At 60.3% G+C, this 13,739-nt stretch carries 11 protein-coding genes and 2 pseudogenes; 11 read left to right on the top strand and 2 right to left on the bottom strand.

Going from position 1 to position 13,739, the window contains the following annotated elements; genetic code table 11:
• Positions 1 to 14: 14 nt before the first annotated feature.
• A pseudogene (locus AC0L7L_RS16360) lies at positions 15 to 1,032 on the bottom strand (polyprenyl synthetase family protein).
• 108 nt (positions 1,033 to 1,140) lie between these two features.
• Between AC0L7L_RS16360 and AC0L7L_RS16355 the strand changes: the two are divergent.
• From AC0L7L_RS16355 to AC0L7L_RS16310, 10 genes and pseudogenes are all read left to right on the top strand, one after another.
• Entirely contained in the window at positions 1,141 to 1,365 is a 225-nt protein-coding gene (locus AC0L7L_RS16355) for a putative signal transducing protein (protein ID WP_473513969.1), read from the top strand.
• The gene (locus AC0L7L_RS16350; RefSeq protein WP_473510121.1) at positions 1,362 to 2,162 is read left to right on the top strand and encodes a tRNA1(Val) (adenine(37)-N6)-methyltransferase; all 801 of its coding nucleotides are present in this window, start codon (positions 1,362 to 1,364) and stop codon (positions 2,160 to 2,162) included. Before AC0L7L_RS16355 ends, AC0L7L_RS16350 begins: the two co-directional genes overlap by 4 nt.
• A 68-nt stretch (positions 2,163 to 2,230) precedes the next feature.
• Positions 2,231 to 3,098, top strand: a pseudogene (locus tag AC0L7L_RS16345) (S49 family peptidase).
• An 11-nt stretch (positions 3,099 to 3,109) separates the two neighbouring features.
• Entirely contained in the window at positions 3,110 to 3,304 is a 195-nt protein-coding gene (locus AC0L7L_RS16340; RefSeq protein WP_272213081.1) for a hypothetical protein, read from the top strand.
• 330 nt (positions 3,305 to 3,634) lie between these two features.
• Positions 3,635 to 5,128, top strand: a complete 1,494-nt coding sequence (gene putP, locus AC0L7L_RS16335; RefSeq protein WP_272213080.1) for a sodium/proline symporter PutP — start codon at positions 3,635 to 3,637, stop codon at positions 5,126 to 5,128.
• Positions 5,129 to 5,286: 158 nt separating this feature from the next.
• Positions 5,287 to 6,231, top strand: coding sequence for a glycine--tRNA ligase subunit alpha (locus AC0L7L_RS16330; RefSeq protein ID WP_272213079.1), 945 nt, complete (start codon positions 5,287 to 5,289; stop codon positions 6,229 to 6,231).
• 52 nt (positions 6,232 to 6,283) lie between these two features.
• Positions 6,284 to 6,847 carry a LemA family protein gene (locus AC0L7L_RS16325; protein ID WP_272213078.1) on the top strand — a complete coding sequence of 188 codons (564 nt, stop codon included), beginning with the start codon at positions 6,284 to 6,286 and terminating at the stop codon, positions 6,845 to 6,847.
• 42 nt (positions 6,848 to 6,889) lie between these two features.
• Positions 6,890 to 8,155 (top strand): 3-phosphoshikimate 1-carboxyvinyltransferase, encoded by a 1,266-nt coding sequence (locus tag AC0L7L_RS16320; RefSeq protein ID WP_473510118.1) that lies wholly within the window; start codon positions 6,890 to 6,892, stop codon positions 8,153 to 8,155.
• Between the two features lie 11 nt (positions 8,156 to 8,166).
• Positions 8,167 to 10,113, top strand: a complete 1,947-nt coding sequence (locus tag AC0L7L_RS16315) for a DUF2207 domain-containing protein (protein ID WP_473510117.1) — start codon at positions 8,167 to 8,169, stop codon at positions 10,111 to 10,113.
• 73 nt (positions 10,114 to 10,186) lie between these two features.
• The gene (locus tag AC0L7L_RS16310) at positions 10,187 to 10,747 is read left to right on the top strand and encodes a hypothetical protein (RefSeq protein ID WP_473510115.1); all 561 of its coding nucleotides are present in this window, start codon (positions 10,187 to 10,189) and stop codon (positions 10,745 to 10,747) included.
• Positions 10,748 to 10,807: 60 nt separating this feature from the next.
• On the opposite strand, the gene AC0L7L_RS16305 is transcribed toward AC0L7L_RS16310, so the two are convergent.
• Positions 10,808 to 11,389, bottom strand: coding sequence for a hypothetical protein (locus tag AC0L7L_RS16305; RefSeq protein WP_473510113.1), 582 nt, complete (start codon positions 11,387 to 11,389; stop codon positions 10,808 to 10,810).
• A 176-nt stretch (positions 11,390 to 11,565) separates the two neighbouring features.
• On the opposite strand from AC0L7L_RS16305, the gene glyS reads away from it, so the two are divergent.
• Positions 11,566 to 13,680, top strand: a complete 2,115-nt coding sequence (gene glyS / locus AC0L7L_RS16300) for a glycine--tRNA ligase subunit beta (protein WP_473510111.1) — start codon at positions 11,566 to 11,568, stop codon at positions 13,678 to 13,680.
• Positions 13,681 to 13,739 lie beyond the last annotated feature (59 nt).

Below are 13,739 nucleotides of genomic sequence, written 5' to 3'. Positions count from 1 at the left end.
AGCCACCATTGCCGTCAACTGATGCGGGCGATGCAGTAGTCGATCACTTCTTCAAGCGCATGCTTACCGGCGGACACGGGCAGCGACGCGATGGCGGCGCGGGCGGCTTCACCATAGGAAAGTGCCCTGGAAATGGAATCGGAAAGCGCGTTGTGCTTGATGATCAGTTTGCGTGCTTTCTCGAGCGCCGCCTCACCGTTCGACCCGTCTTCAATAGCGCCGCGCCAGAACGCCTTTTCGATTTCGTTGCCGCGCTGGTAGGCGAGGATCACCGGCATCGTCACCTTGCCCTCGCGGAAGTCATCGCCGACATTTTTGCCAAGGTCTTCGCTGGATCCGCCATAATCGAGAACGTCGTCGACGAGCTGGAAGGCCAGTGCCAAGCGCCATACCGTAGTCCCGCAGCGCATTGCGGTCGGCATCCGATGCGCCGGCGATGATCGGACCGACCTCGGCGGCTGCAGCAAAAAGCTCTGCAGTCTTGCCACGAATGACGGCGATGTAATCGGCTTCGGTGGTCTCCATCTTCTTGGCGACGGAAAGCTGCAGCACTTCGCCCTCGGCGATCACGGCGGCGGCGTTGGAGAGCACTTTCAGCGCTTCCATGGAGCCGGTTTCCACCATCATGCGGAAGGCCTGGCCAAGCAGAAAGTCGCCAACCAGCACGCTTGCCTGATTGCCCCATATCATCCGCGCGCTCGATTGGCCGCGCCGCATGTCGCTCTCATCAACGACATCATCGTGCAGCAGGGTAGCGGTGTGCATGAACTCGACGGAGGTCGCCAGATAGATGTGGTGATCGCCGCGATAGCCGAACATGGAAGCGGTCGCCAGTGTCAGCATCGGGCGCAGGCGCTTGCCTCCTGACGAAATCAGATGGTTGGCAACTTCCGGAATCATCTCGACATCGGAGCCGGCCTTTGACAGGATAAGCTGGTTGACGCGCCGCATGTCCGCTGCGGTCAGGTCCACGATAGGCTTGACCGAACCGGATGGCTTGTTCTCTTTTAAGAGTGGTGTGACGGCGCCCAAAGCAGCTCGCTCCTGTTGAAACTTCTCAGCCGACAATAAGGAGCGGTGGTAGGAGCGACAAGGGGCAAATTGTTCCTTTTCAACGAATTTCGGGAGTTTTATGTGGCCCTGACCAATCTCTTGCGCACCAATGATGCTGTGGTTCTGGGGCTTGTGGAGAGCCTTTTGAAAGATGCCGGCATTCACTTTTTTGTGGCCGACCGGTCGATGAGCGTGATGGAGGGATCGCTCGGTCTTTTACCGCGCCGCCTGATGGTGGATGCCGACAGCGAAGTCGAAGCGCGCGCGCTTCTGATGGAGGCTGGACTTGGCAAGGAGCTTGAGCCGGAATGACGGACGCGCCTGCCAGGACCGTCGATGCCTTTCATCGTGGACGCTTTCATCTGGTGCAGCCCTGCGGGCAGGGCCACCGGGCCGGCATGGATGCGATGCTGCTGGCCTCAATGGTGGACGGCTCAGGCCGGTTGAGGGTGGCCGATCTTGGTGCCGGCGCAGGGGCTGCAGGTCTGGCCGTGGCCTCGCGGCTTGGAGAAGCCGAGGTCAGCCTGTTCGAAATGTCTCCGGACATGGCGGACTATGCGCGCCAGACCCTTGGACTTTCCCAAAATGCTGAACTTGCCGGTCGGGTCAGTGTTTACGAGGCCGATGTGACGCTGAAGGGCGCTGCCCGCAATGCCGCGGGGCTTGTCGATGGCCGTTTCGACCATGTGATCATGAATCCACCCTTCAACGAAGCTGCCGACCGCAGAACCCCCGATGCGCTGAAAGGTGTGGCCCATGCCATGCCGGAAGGGCTGTTCGAAAACTGGATCCGCACTGCCGGAGCGATCCTCAGGCCCGGCGGCCAGATGTCGCTGATTGCCCGCCCGCAATCGATCGGCGCCATTATCGCAGCCTGCGGCAACCGCTTCGGCGGGCTCGAGATCACGCCGGTACATGCGCGTCAGGGCGAGGACGCCTTCCGGGTGCTGGCCAGTGCGGTCAAGGGGTCGCGTGCGCGGCTTTCGCTGCGCGCTTCCCTCGTCATGCACGGGCCGGAAGGCCACGCGTTCCTGCCGCATGTCGATGACCTCAACAATGGCCGCGCATCTTATCCGCGCAATGCCGCCAGAAGACCCGCAATTCTTTGAGCTCCGCTCTTGTCTTTACCTCAGTTGCGCATACATGCGGAGAAACGTTTTACCGAGATGAGGACAGGATGAAAAAGCTGATTGCCGGGCTGATCCCGAAAAAGTTCCGCAAGGACAAGACGATCATTCCGGTGGTGAGGCTTTCCGGCGCGATCATGGCCGGCAGTTCGCCAGTGCCGGCGCAGCCTCAACCTTGCCTCCGTCTCTGCCGCGCTGGAAAAGGCGTTTTCGATGAAGACGAGCCCTTGCGTGGCGATTTCGCTGAATTCACCGGGCGGCTCGCCGGTTCAGTCGCGGTTGGTGTTTCAGCGCATCCGCGCGCTTGCCGAGGAAAAGCAGAAGCCGGTGTTAATCTTCGTCGAAGATGTCGCGGCCTCCGGTGGATACATGATCGCGCTGGCCGGTGACGAGATTTTCGTCGATCCGACTTCCATCGTCGGCTCCATCGGCGTTGTTTCCGGCGGGTTTGGTTTTACCGGGTTGATTGACAAGATCGGCGTGGAGCGGCGCGTCTATACTGCCGGCGAAAACAAGGTAATGCTCGACCCTTTCCAGCCTGAAAAGGAAAAGGATATCGCCTTCCTGAAAGACCTGCAGGGCGAGATCCATCAGGTTTTCATCCAGATGGTCAAAGATCGGCGCGGCGCGAAACTTACCGACAATCCTGATCTCTATTCAGGTCTGTTCTGGAGCGGTCTGAAAGGCGTCGAACTCGGTCTTGTGGACGGGATCGGCGATATGCGCTCGACGCTGAAGGGCCGCTATGGCGACAAGGTGGAGCTGAAGCTTGTTTCCACGCCGACCAATCTCTTCGGGCGCGCCAAGTCCGGCGTTATCGCCGGTGGCTTATCGGGCGCAGAAATGGCGACCGGTTTTGCCTCGGGGCTTGCCGAAACGGCCGAAGAACGCGCATTATGGGGACGATACGGATTGTGAGGAGGCCCGAAATGGGACGGTTTATGGTTCTTGCCGCCATCGCGGGCGGCGGCTACATGCTCTATCGCAAGTTCATCAATGACGCCGAGGCCGTGACCGCGCGCGGCGAACAAAAGCGCGCCGAGCAGAAGAACGGCGCGACAGGCACACTGGTCGAGGATCCGTTGACAGGCGAGTATCACGTCAGGAAACCCGATACGCCCTGAGCGTTTTCAGCGCTTCATGCTGAGCGCTGTCGCGTTTGTATGCACTTTCCTTTGCCTTGCAATTGACATTTTTCAACCGACTTGCCGCCGCTTTCATCAAAGTGTTACACTTTGGATGTGGGCGGCGAAACTGACTCGCGCATAAGCTGCGAACCGTTCACGCGGAGTTGTTCCATGCGCCGGTTTTGCCGGGCAGTCCCGTCGTCGCCGACACCTTGGCCATGAGGGCTTTCCGAGCAAGGCAACTCCCCGGAAAACGGAAGGCGCGGCGGCCGCAGGCTCTCGCGATTTCCTCCCAGAGGACAAAAATCGCAAGCGAGGGGAACTGCCATGAGCTTCGGCGTCACTGTCAGCCTGACACTGTATTTCGTCTTGATGATCGCAATTGGCATTTATGCCTGGCGTAAATCCACATCCAATTCCGAAGAATATATGCTCGGCGGGCGTCAGCTTTCGCCGGCCGTTGCCGCCCTTTCTGCCGGCGCCTCCGATATGAGCGGCTGGCTTTTGATGGGCCTGCCCGGGGCGCTGTTCGTCTCCGGCCTGACACAAAGCTGGATCGGCGTCGGTCTGGTGATCGGCGCCTTTTTCAACTGGATCATCGTCGCCCCGAGGCTGCGTGAGCAGACCGAGCGCTATGACAACAGCCTGACCATTCCGGAGTTTCTGTCAAAACGCTTTCCGAGCAAGGCGCTGGCGCTTCGAAGTGTGTCCGCGGTCATCATCGTGGTCTTCTTCGCGGTCTATACGGGCTCGGGTCTTGTCGCTGGCGGAAAACTGTTCGACACGGCCTTTCCCGACCTTATCCACATCGGCAATCTGAGTGCCTATCAGACCGGTATCATCCTGACGATGGGTATCGTGCTGATCTATACGCTGATCGGTGGATTTCTGGCCGTAAGCCTGACCGATTTCGTGCAGGGTTGCATCATGATGCTGGCGCTGGTGATCATGCCGCTCGTGGTGGTCTACAAGGCCGGTGGCGTCGGCGTATCCGAGGCCAGAATGCTGAGTGTCGACCCGAACTTCCTGTCGATGTTCCACGGACTCACGGTGATAGGCTTTCTCTCTGCTGTCGCCTGGGGGCTTGGTTATTTCGGCCAGCCGCACATCATCGTCCGCTTTATGGCGGTGCGTTCGGTGGGGGATGTGCCGAAAGCGCGCAATATCGGCATGGCCTGGATGATCATTTCGCTCGCGGGTGCTGTTGGCCTGGGCATTTTCGGACGCTCCTATGTGGTCGGCAACAATATCGACGTCGCCGATCCCGAGACTATCTTCATCATTCTCGCCAACCAGCTCTTCGTTCCGCTGGTCACCGGCTTCCTGCTGGCCGCCCTTCTGGCGGCGATCATGAGCACGATTTCGAGTCAGCTTCTGGTGGCTTCGTCATCGCTGACGGAGGATTTCTACCGTCTGTTCCTGCGCCGTCATGCCAGCGAGCGGGAGATGGTCAATATCGGCCGCTTCTTCGTTCTGGTCGTCGCCATTGTTGCCGGCATCATCGCGCGTGATCCGGATTCGAAGGTGCTCGGCCTCGTTTCCAATGCCTGGGCCGGTTTCGGCGCGGCCTTTGGTCCGCTGATTATCCTGTCACTGACCTGGCGCGGCATGTCGGGTGCGGGGGCGGTTGCTGGCCTTGTCAGCGGTGCGCTCACCGTCATTATCTGGATTGCGCTCGGCTGGAACCAGAGCTTTATGGGCGGCCCCGGTATCTACGAGATTATCCCGGGCTTCATCGTCGCCTTCATCGCCATCTGGGGTGTTAGCATGGTGACGCCGACCAAGGACGAGTTCCGACCGATAGCACCTGCCGCGGAATAAGCCTTTGCAAAACAGGCCGGGCGGCAGCTTTGCCCGCCCGGTCTTTGCCGTTGGGCTTTAACCGACCCGCTGTGGCCGTGGTGGCGCGGGAAGGGATACTTGACCCCCGGCGCTTTAGTGGCACTCACCGGGCATTCTTCCAGAAGAGACCGAAGGCCATGTCCGAAATACCGCCGCATATGCATCCAACGCGTTCCTTTCAGGGGTTGATCCTGACGCTGCAGGCCTATTGGGCCGACAAGGGGTGCGCCATTCTTCAGCCTTACGACATGGAAGTGGGTGCCGGTACGCTGCATCCCTCCACCACGCTCAGGGCACTCGGTCCCAAGCGCTGGAATGTCGGCTATGTGCAGCCTTCGCGCCGCCCCGCCGACGGCCGCTATGGCGAAAATCCCAACCGTCTCCAGCATTATTACCAGTATCAGGTGCTGCTGAAGCCTTCGCCACCTGATCTGCAGGAACTCTATCTCGGATCGTTGAAGGCCATCGGTCTCGACCCGCTGCTGCACGATATCCGCTTTGTCGAGGATGACTGGGAAAACCCGACGACGGGTTCCTGGGGGCTCGGCTGGGAATGCTGGTGCGACGGCATGGAAGTGTCGCAGTTTACCTATTTTCAGCAGGTCTGCGGCATTGAATGCGCACCCGTTGCCGGCGAACTGACCTACGGGCTTGAACGCATCGCCATGTATGTGCAGGGCGTTGACAGTGTTTATGACCTGAACTTCAACGGTCGTGAAGGCGATGAGAAGGTCACCTATGGCGATGTCTTCCTGCAGACCGAGCAGGAATATTCACGCCACAATTTCGAATATGCCAATACCGAGATGCTGCACCGGCACTTTCTGGATGCCGAAGCCGAATGCAAGGCGCTGCTGGATGCCGGTGCGCCGGGAGAAACGGCCAGCCTGCACAAATGCGTGTTTCCGGCCTATGACCAGTGCATCAAGGCCTCGCATCTCTTCAACCTGCTGGATGCGCGCGGCGTGATCTCGGTCACCGAGCGCCAGAGCTATATCCTCAGGGTCCGCACACTGGCCAAAGCCTGCGGGGAAGCCTATCTTCTGACGGAAGCAGGCGGGTTCCAGACGGAAGCGGCCTGATCTGATCAACGGGTGCGGTTCGCCGCACCGGTCCTGAAGCCGGGAGGCGGGCATGCTGATAACCCTTATCGTCCTGATCGTGATCATCGGCGCCATCGCCGGTTTCGTGATCGCGCTCTACAACGGCTTGGTGCGTGCGCGCCAGACCGCTGAAGAGGCATGGTCCGGCATCGATGTGCAGTTGAAGCGCCGCGCCGATCTCATTCCCAATCTTGTCGAGACCGTCAAGGGCTATGCCAGTCATGAGCGCGGCACGCTGGAAGAGGTCGTTGAAAAGCGCAACAAGGCCCAGTCTGTTGCAACCAATGACGTTGCCGGGCGGGCTCAGGCCGAAGGCGAGCTGACACAGGCGCTTGGCCGGCTGTTTGCGCTTTCGGAAGCCTATCCCGACCTGAAGGCCAACCAGAATTTCGCCGATCTGCAAGCATCGCTGGAAAAGACCGAAAGTGAAATCCAGATGGCGCGGCGTTACTATAACGGCGCCACGCGGGAACTGAATGTCAAGGTCGAGAGCTTTCCGAGCAATATCATCGCTGGCCAGTTCGGCTTTGAAAAGCGCGAGTATTTCGAGATCGAAGAGCCCGCAGACCGGGCGGTTCCGAATGTCTCGTTCTGAGTATCCGACGGCGTAACCGCGCCCAAAGCGAAAGTTCCAAGCATGAACAAGGACAGGCTCACTGTCATTCCACCCGGCCATGCGCTTTCCGGCAAGGTCAGCCCGCCCGGCTCGAAATCGATCACCAACCGGGCGCTGCTGCTTGCAGGCCTTGCGCGCGGCACCAGCCGGCTGACGGGGGCGCTGAAAAGCGATGACACGCGCCATATGGCCAATGCGCTGCGCGCCATGGGCGTTTCGGTGGAGGAGCCGGACGACACAAGTTTCGTCGTCACCGGTACGGGACGGCTTGCGGCCCCCTCCGGCCCGCTCTTCCTCGGCAATGCGGGCACGGCGACGCGTTTTCTGACGGCGGCGGCGGCGAGCGTGGAGGGCACGGTGATCGTCGATGGCGACGAGCATATGCGCAAGCGCCCGATCGGCCCGCTGGTGATCGCATTGCAGAGCCTTGGCATTGCGGCCGAAGCGCCGACCGGCTGCCCGCCGGTGACGATTTCAGGGCAGGGCCATTTCGGTACGGGCCGCGTGGAGATCGATGCCGGGCTTTCCAGCCAGTATGTCTCCGCCCTTTTGATGGCGGCTCCGTTTGCACCGGAAGGTACGAACGCGCCGGTGACCATCGCGTTGACGGGAACGGAAATCGGCGCGCGTGGCTATATCGGGTTGACGCTCGACGCCATGGCAGCCTTCGGCGCGAAGGTCGAGCAGGTTGACGAGGCGACCTGGAAGGTTCTGCCGACCGGATATCGCGCTGCCGATTTTCACATCGAACCCGATGCTTCCGCCGCAACCTATCTCTGGGCTGCGGAAAAGCTCACCGGCGGGACAATCGACATCGGTACGCCGGCGGAAAATTTCACCCAGCCCGATGCCAAGGCCTACGGCGTCATTGCGTCCTTCCCGCATATGCCGGCGGAAATCGATGGCAGCCAGATGCAGGATGCGGTGCCGACGCTTGCAGTGCTCGCCGCCTTCAACGAGATGCCGGTGCGCTTTACCGGCATCGAGAATTTGCGCGTCAAGGAGTGCGATCGCACCCGTGCCCTGTCGCAGGGGCTGAACGCGATCCGCGCGGGATTGGCGGAAGAGGATGGCGACGATCTGATCGTTCATGCCGATCCTTCCATTGCCGGACAGCATCTGCTGGCCGAAATCGATACCTTTGCCGATCACCGCATTGCCATGTGTTTTGCATTGGCAGGCCTGAAGATTTCCGGCATCACCATTCTGGATCCCCTTTGCGTCGGCAAAACCTATCCCGGGTACTGGGATGCGCTGGCCTCACTCGGGGTTGGATACGAAAATTGAGGAGAGGCGTCATGGCGACGGCAAGACGGACCACGCACTTCTTTGCAATACTCTTTGCCACCTTAGTTCTCGCCGCTGCCCCTGTCCTTGCCGCAGAGGTGATCAACAGCTTTACCTCTGACGTTACGGTGGAAAAATCCGGCGTCTATGACGTCACCGAGACAATCGCTGTCCATGCCGAGGGCGACCAGATCCGGCGCGGCATCTATCGCGATTTTCCGCTGACCTTCCGCACCGATCAGGGGCGCACGGGCGAGGTCACCTTCGATCTCAAATCCGCAACGCTCGACGGTCAGCCGGTTGACCATCACACGGAAAGCATTTCCGGCGGCATCCGTATCTATCTGGGCTCGGCCGACGCCACGGTCTCGCCCGGCAATCACACTTATCAGCTCACCTACGAGACTGACCGACAGGTCCGCACTTTCGACGATCACGACGAGATCTACTGGAATGCCACCGGCAATTTCTGGGCCTTTCCGATCGAAGAGGCGACGGCGGTGATCACGCTGCCGGAGGGCGTGACGCCGCAAAAGACCACGTTTTACACCGGGGCCTATGGTTCTCGTGAGCAGAATGCACGCGAGACCACAAACGGCAATGCTGTAACGTTCGAGACCACAAAGCCGCTTGGCCCCAAGGAAGGGCTCTCCGTCGTCATCGCCGTACCGAAAGGTGCAATCGAGGGACCGTCGGGGGCTGAAAGCGCCTCCTGGTTCCTGAGCGATTACCGCAATTACTTCATCGGCCTCGGCGGCATGCTGATTGTCTTTGTGTACTACCTTCTTTCATGGCGGGCTGTGGGGCGCGATCCGCCGGGTGGCGTTGTTGTGCCGCGCTGGGACCCGCCGGAAGGGCTTTCGCCTGCGCTTGTCTCCTATGTTGAAAATCAGGGTTTCGGCTCCAGTCGGTTCGAAGCGATTGCGGCAACGGCGATCGATCTGGCGGTCAAAGGTTTCCTGATCATTGACGAGCCGAAAAAGGGCATGACGCTGAAGCGCACCGACAAGCCGTTCGATGCGGCGCTGCCGCCCGGCCAGAAAGCGCTTTTGAAGGCGGTCGACAATACCGGCGGCGTGTTCATTGTCGACAAGGCCCATGGCAAGACAGTGTCCGCCATGGCAAGCGCGTTCACGTCCGCCATCACGCGTGAGCATCGCGGCGATTATTTCGTCAGCAATATTGCCTATACGCTGGGTGGGGTCGCGCTTTCTGTTCTCTCCGTCATCGCCCTTATCGCTTTCGGTTACATTTCGAATGACGTCGTGCCGGTGCTGTTCGTTTCGGTTATCATGTCGGTCGTCATCGGCGTGTTTGCCGCATCCTTTGCCCGCAGTTTCCGCCGGCGCGGTCGCAGCATCGGTTCGGCGGTCGGGCTGCTGATCGGTATCGGCATCTTCGGCTTTTTCGCGGTTCATGCGCTCGGCGGCATGATCATGACACTGGCGAGTTCCCACCTCATCGGCGAGGACTGGGCCGTGATTGCCGCCGTCGGCGGTATCGTGCTGATGAACCTTCTGTTCTTCTTCCTGATGGGGGCGCCGACGCCTTCGGGCCGCAAGAAGATGGATGAGATTGCCGGCCTGAAACAATATCTGACCCTTGCCGAAGCAAACCGCATGAACATGGCCGGTGCGCCGGAAATGTCGCCGCAGCATTTCGAAACGCTGCTACCCTATGCGGTCGCGCTCGGCGTGGAAAAACCGTGGTCGGCGACCTTCGACAAATGGCTGGTGGCAGCGGTTGCGGCGGGCACGGCCAGCTATTATTCGCCCTACTGGTATTATGGCGACTTCCGCCACCAGAACCTTTCCGACCAGATCGGCAGTTTCTCCTCCTCGATGGCCTCCACCATGTCGTCATCCATGCCGACGCAAAATACCTCCTCCTCCGGTTTTTCAGGCGGCGGCGGTTTTTCCGGCGGTGGCGGCGGTGGCGGCGGTGGTGGTGGCTGGTAGGCAACCCCGTCTCGATTGTGGGCAAACGCGCGTGAGAAAACGCCCGGTATCGGCCCAAAGGAGACGAAAAGGCATGAACAGGGAATTGGACAGGGGGCTGGCCGCGATCATTGCCGTCGTGATTGTGGCACTGTTGACGGTATTCTTTACAAGCCCGAGCTTCTTTCACTGGGCATTCGAGCGGCACCAGAACACCGCCTCCTGGCTGGCACGCCCGCTGCTGGTGCTGCCATATTGCTATTTCGCCTGGCGACGCTCGCTGGCCGGGATCATGCTATCCACACTCGCAATCCTCTCGTCCATGTTCTGGTTTCCCGCGCCTGCAGTGCCGCGGCAGGACGTCATGGGTTTTCTGACCATGGAGAGGCAGGTTCTTTCCAGGGGCTGGACGATCGGGAACGTCGCCGGCGCTCTGGCCGTGATCTCCTATGGCTGGGCACTGGGCGCCGCCTTCTGGTACCGATCATGGAAGCTCGGCCTTGGAGTTGCGGCAGCAGGTGCGCTTCTGAAGTCGCTCTGGAGCATTCTCTTCAGCCCGGAAGCCGGGCAAACGGTGCTGCCTTTCGCTTTTGCGGGCCTGCTCATGCTGGGGATCGCCGTCTATGTCGGTCGCTGGATTGGCCGAAGGCGGTGATGCCTCGGCTTTTCGAGGCTGCGGCGGGTTTTACGGCGGTGGAAGCGGCTGGTGGGCCGCTCAGTCGGCCACACGTATGAAGCGGACGGCCGAAGGCTTTTGCGGATAGGCCTCGTGCCCGGACCAGTCCATTGGCAGGTAGCCGAAGACGACGCTATCGCCATCGCTCCATAGGCTGTCCTTCAGCAGCGTGCCATCTTCGGGAAAGGGAAACGGCGCGCATGTGCGACCGGCAACATTGCGGGAACCGCCTGTTTGCCAGTCGTCAATGCCGCATCCGGCAGTAGTGCTGTTCTTGTTGTAGTAGGCGGTGACGTCGTCAGAAAGAAGGGTATAGTCGAAAGGCCCGGTCTTCTGGACAAAGTCGACCCGTCCCTCGCCCGCGCTGACATCGGTTATCGTCCCCTGATAGGACACCTGAACCGTTGGAATATCGCAATTATTGTGGGCGAAGTTCTGCGCTGTCGCCGAAAGGGTCCGTCCCGTAATAGTGACCTCGGCAATGAAACCGTGACGGCCATCCTTGCCGATCGGCAGGCAGTCACTGCGATAGCGCCCCTCGGGGAGTTCGGAAGCGGCAAGGGCGGCATTGGCAAAAACGCCGGATATCAGGATTGCGGGCAGGACGGTCAGTGTGTTCAAGGTTCGGATTTCCTCTTTTTCGTCTGCCGAGGTTCACCGTGAAATCGGGCTTTTTGCGGTTCAGCCTGCGGTTCTTTTACGGCAGTGAGGCGAAAACCGGTATTGCCGGATGACTTTTTCATGGAGCTTGCTAACACCGCCGCACCGGAACACTGAACACGATAGAAGTCACCCCAATGCCCGATCTTTTGCTTGAACTTCGATCCGAGGAAATTCCTGCCCGCATGCAGCGCCAGGCGGCAGGCGAGTTGAAAAAGCGCGTCACCGATGCGCTGGTGGATGCGGGGCTGACCTATGAGGGCGCGCGCGAATATTTCACGCCGCGGCGCCTGATCCTCGATATCCACGGGCTGACGGCGCGTTCCGCTGATGTGCGCGAGGAGCGCAAGGGCCCGCGCATCGGCGCGCCGGAAAAGGCGCTTTCCGGCTTTCTGCGCGGCGCCGGTCTTGATGATATTTCCCAGGCGCAAGTCCAGTCGGACCCGAAGAAGGGTGATTTTTATGTTGCCATCATCGAAAAGCCCGGCCGCGATGCCGAGGATATCATTCGCGATGTGATGCCCGGCATCATCCGCAATTTCCCTTGGGCCAAATCGATGCGCTGGGGGGCGGCTTCCGCCGAGCCGGGCGCACTGCGCTGGGTGCGGCCGCTGCAGTCAATCGTCTGCACCTTCGGCACGGAAATCGAGGAAACAAAGGTCATCGATTTCGAGATCGATGGCATTGTCGCTTCCAACATTACCTACGGCCATCGTTTTCACGCGCCGGATGCGATCGAAGTCAAGCGCTTTGCCGATTATGCAGCCGGGCTTGAAAAGGCCTGTGTTGTTCTCGATGCGGACCGGCGCAAGGACATCATCCGCGATGACGCCGCCAATCTCGCCTTTGCCAACGGGCTCGACGTGGTCGAGGATGAAGGGCTGCTGGATGAGGTGGCCGGGCTTGTCGAATATCCGCAGGTGCTGCTTGGCGAATTCGAGCAGGCATTTCTTGAAATTCCCGACGAGATCATCCGGCTGACGATCAAGACCAACCAGAAGTGCTTCGTGGTCAGGAAACATGGCGAGGACAGCCTCACCAACAAGTTCATTCTGATTGCCAATATCGCGGCCAGCGATGGCGGCAAGGAGATCTGCTACGGCAATGGCAAGGTTGTCCGTGCGCGCCTGTCCGATGCGCTGCACTTCTGGCATATGGACCAGCGCGACCTGCCGGACCTGAATACGCTTGCAGCCTCGGGCGCCAAATTCGATCTCGACCTGAAAAAGCCGCTCGACCAGCGCATGGCCAAGCTCGATGCATTGGACGTGACGTTTCACGCCAAGCTCGGCAGCCAGGGCGAGCGGGTTCACCGCATCCGGGCGCTGGCGAAGGACCTTGCGCCGGTCGTCGGGGCAGATCCGGCCGCGGTTGACCGCGCCGTGGTGCTGGCCAAAGCGGATCTTCGCACCGAAGCTGTCGGTGAATTTCCCGAGCTGCAGGGCGCTATGGGGCGCAAATATGCGGTGCTTCAGGGCGAGAGCGAGGACGTGGCGGCCGCCATCGAAGAGCATTACAAGCCGCTCGGGCCTTCCGACGTCGTGCCGCGTGGCAAGGTTTCGCTGACCGTGGCGCTTGCTGACAAGCTCGATACGCTGACCGGCTTCTGGTCCATCGACGAAAAGCCGACGGGATCGGGAGACCCCTATGCGCTGCGTCGTGCGGCGCTTGGCGTCATCCGCATCATTCTGGAGCGTGGCGTGCGGCTGCGGCTGCTGTCGGTCTTTGATGATCGCGACCTGCTGTCCTTCTTCCACGACCGTTTCAAGGTGTATCTGCGCGATCAGGGTGCGCGTTACGATCTGATCGACGCGGTGCTATCGCCCGATGCCGACGATCTGGAAACCGTGGCGCGTCGGGTCGAGGCGCTGACCAAATTTCTCGACAGCGATGACGGCAAGAACCTTGTTGCGGGCGAAAAGCGCGCCGGTCAGCTTCTGGCGGCGGAAGAAAAGAAGAAGACCAGAATTGCCGAAAAGGTCGATCCGGCCTTGTTCGAGGCCGATGCCGAACGCGCACTGTACGAGGCCATTCTCGCGGCCTCGAAGACGGCACGGGAAGCGTCCGGGCGTGAAGACTATTTCTCCGCCATGGAGGCGCTTTCGGGCCTGCGCGTGCCGGTCGATACCTTCTTCGAGGATGTTCTGGTCAATGCCGATGACGAGGCCGTGCGTGCCAACCGTCTGGCGCTTCTTACGATGATCCGCGAGGCAACCGGCACCGTTGCGGATTTCTCGAAGATTTCCGGCTAAGCGGCGCTTCGCCGCCTTCGCTCTATTCATCGGCGTCATCTTCGGGCTTGTCCCGAGGA

Source organism: Martelella sp. K41-7 (genome assembly GCF_055808365.1).
Note: the sequence above shows the minus strand (reverse complement) of the source record. Positions and strands in the feature narration are given on the sequence as shown.

Bases quoted from the DNA above. Each gene is read 5' to 3' on its own strand.
- AC0L7L_RS16350 (WP_473510121.1), top strand. From the start codon at position 1,362: ATGACGGACGCGCCTGCCAGGACCGTCGATGCCTTTCATCGTGGACGC.
- AC0L7L_RS16340 (WP_272213081.1), top strand. From the start codon at position 3,110: ATGGGACGGTTTATGGTTCTTGCCGCCATCGCGGGCGGCGGCTACATG.
- putP (WP_272213080.1), top strand. From the start codon at position 3,635: ATGAGCTTCGGCGTCACTGTCAGCCTGACACTGTATTTCGTCTTGATG.
- AC0L7L_RS16330 (WP_272213079.1), top strand. From the start codon at position 5,287: ATGTCCGAAATACCGCCGCATATGCATCCAACGCGTTCCTTTCAGGGG.
- AC0L7L_RS16325 (WP_272213078.1), top strand. From the start codon at position 6,284: ATGCTGATAACCCTTATCGTCCTGATCGTGATCATCGGCGCCATCGCC.
- AC0L7L_RS16320 (WP_473510118.1), top strand. From the start codon at position 6,890: ATGAACAAGGACAGGCTCACTGTCATTCCACCCGGCCATGCGCTTTCC.
- AC0L7L_RS16315 (WP_473510117.1), top strand. From the start codon at position 8,167: ATGGCGACGGCAAGACGGACCACGCACTTCTTTGCAATACTCTTTGCC.
- AC0L7L_RS16310 (WP_473510115.1), top strand. From the start codon at position 10,187: ATGAACAGGGAATTGGACAGGGGGCTGGCCGCGATCATTGCCGTCGTG.
- glyS (WP_473510111.1), top strand. From the start codon at position 11,566: ATGCCCGATCTTTTGCTTGAACTTCGATCCGAGGAAATTCCTGCCCGC.